The organism is Salmonella sp. SAL04162 (genome assembly GCF_046551535.1).
Classification (GTDB): Bacteria; Pseudomonadota; Gammaproteobacteria; order Enterobacterales; family Enterobacteriaceae; genus Salmonella; species Salmonella enterica.
This window is the reverse complement of record NZ_JBGDVX010000040.1, coordinates 1-1856: the sequence shown is the minus strand read 5'-3', so window position 1 is coordinate 1856 and position 1856 is coordinate 1. Positions and strand designations below refer to the sequence as shown.

The 1856-nt window shown below is 64.2% G+C and carries 2 protein-coding genes; both read left to right on the top strand.

The window, feature by feature from the left end:
- Window positions 1-564: biotin/lipoyl-containing protein (locus tag ACLJRH_RS26180; protein ID WP_023223244.1), on the top strand; the 564-nt coding region annotated here is incomplete at its 5' end.
- A 12-nt stretch (window positions 565-576) separates the two neighbouring features.
- The coding region (locus ACLJRH_RS26175; RefSeq protein WP_023223437.1) for an oxalacetate decarboxylase subunit beta at window positions 577-1856 on the top strand (1280 nt) is incomplete at its 3' end.

Below are 1856 nucleotides of genomic sequence, written 5' to 3'. Positions count from 1 at the left end.
AAACCGGAGCTGGCTGAACTGGAAGCGGACGTGAAGCGCCAGGCGCAGGAGAAGGGCATCCAGCTTGCGGGAAACGCCATCGACGACGTGCTCACCGTGGCGCTGTTCCCGCAACCCGGCCTCAAATTCCTTGAGAACCGCCACAATCCGGCGGCGTTTGAGCCACTGCCGCAGGCGGAAGCCGCGCAGCCGGTGGCAAAAGCAGAGAAGCCTGCCGCCTCCGGTATCTACACCGTGGAAGTGGAAGGCAAAGCCTTTGTGGTGAAGGTCAGCGACGGCGGCGATATCAGCCAGCTCACTGCTGCCACCCCGTCTTCCGCACCGGTTCAGGCAGCCGCCCCGGCAGGCGCAGGCACCCCGGTCACCGCCCCGCTGGCGGGCAACATCTGGAAGGTGATTGCCACCGAGGGCCAGACGGTGGCCGAAGGCGATGTGCTGCTGATTCTGGAGGCCATGAAGATGGAAACCGAAATCCGCGCCGCGCAGGCCGGGACGGTACGCGGTATTGCGGTGAAGTCCGGGGACGCGGTTTCCGTGGGCGACACCCTGATGACGCTGGCGTAACGGAGAACTGAAATGGAAAGTCTGAACGCCCTGCTTCAGGGCATGGGGCTGATGCACCTTGGCGCGGGCCAGGCCATCATGCTGCTGGTCAGCCTGCTGTTGCTGTGGCTGGCGATAGCGAAAAAGTTCGAACCGTTACTGCTGCTGCCGATTGGCTTCGGCGGCCTGCTCTCCAACATCCCGGAAGCGGGCATGGCGCTGACCGCGCTGGAGAGCCTGCTGGCGCATCACGACGCCGGGCAGCTGGCGGTGATTGCCGCGAAGCTTAACTGCGCGCCGGACGTGCACGCCATTAAAGAGGCATTAGCGCTGGCGCTGCCGTCAGTGCAGAGTCAGATGGAGAACCTGGCGGTGGACATGGGCTATACGCCGGGGGTGCTGGCGCTGTTCTATAAAGTGGCGATTGGCTCCGGCGTCGCGCCGCTGGTCATCTTTATGGGCGTGGGGGCGATGACCGACTTCGGCCCGCTGCTGGCCAACCCGCGCACCCTGCTGCTGGGGGCGGCGGCGCAGTTCGGTATCTTCGCCACCGTGCTGGGGGCGCTGACGCTGAACTACTTCGGCCTGATTTCCTTCACCCTGCCGCAGGCGGCGGCCATCGGCATTATCGGCGGCGCGGACGGCCCGACGGCGATTTACCTGTCGGGCAAACTGGCGCCGGAGCTGCTGGGAGCCATTGCGGTAGCGGCGTACTCGTATATGGCGCTGGTGCCATTAATCCAGCCGCCGATTATGAAGGCGCTGACCACGGAGACGGAGCGGAAAATCCGCATGGTGCAGCTGCGCACCGTCAGCAAGCGGGAAAAAATCCTCTTCCCGGTGGTGCTGCTCATGCTGGTGGCCCTGCTGCTGCCGGACGCCGCGCCGCTGCTGGGGATGTTCTGCTTTGGCAACCTGATGCGCGAAAGTGGCGTGGTGGAGCGTCTGAGCGACACGGTACAGAACGGGCTGATTAATATCGTCACCATTTTCCTGGGGCTTTCCGTTGGCGCCAAGCTGGTGGCGGACAAGTTCCTGCAGCCGCAGACGCTGGGCATTCTGCTGCTGGGGGTGATTGCCTTTGGTATCGGGACGGCGGCCGGGGTACTGATGGCGAAGCTGCTGAACCTGTGCAGTAAGAACAAAATCAACCCGCTTATCGGTTCGGCGGGGGTGTCGGCGGTGCCGATGGCGGCCCGCGTATCGAACAAGGTGGGGCTGGAATCAGACCCGCAGAACTTCCTGCTGATGCACGCGATGGGCCCGAACGTGGCGGGTGTTATCGGTTCGGCGATTGCGGCGGGCGTGATGCT